The following is a 273-nucleotide window of genomic DNA, read 5'->3' on the forward strand; positions in this document are numbered from 1 at the left end:
GCATACACTCAAGTATTGAGCGCAGCCCTAAAGAGCAATGGCGCATAGGTATATTTGGTGATGGCTTTGAGAGTGGTGTTGGGTTGCCGTCAATTCCATCAGACCCTCATACACTGGTGCTGGATTTTATGCCTAGTGTTGAGCGTACTATTCAAAGAAATGGCGCAACAATAGATGGCTTGCAGTATTACGATGCTTGTTTAAACAACTTCATTAATCATACTGATGATAATGGCAATAAGACCAAATTTATCTTTAGACAAGATCCAAGGG

The 273-nt window shown here is 41.4% G+C and carries 1 protein-coding gene; it reads left to right on the top strand.

The window, feature by feature from the left end; genetic code table 11:
- Positions 1–273 (top strand): Mu transposase C-terminal domain-containing protein (locus AAEY79_RS14855; protein WP_352289138.1); only part of this gene is annotated, 273 nt, incomplete at both ends.

It is taken from the genome of Psychrobacter sp. GW64-MNA-CIBAN-0177, assembly GCF_040309585.1.
Classification (GTDB): Bacteria; Pseudomonadota; Gammaproteobacteria; order Pseudomonadales; family Moraxellaceae; genus Psychrobacter; species Psychrobacter okhotskensis.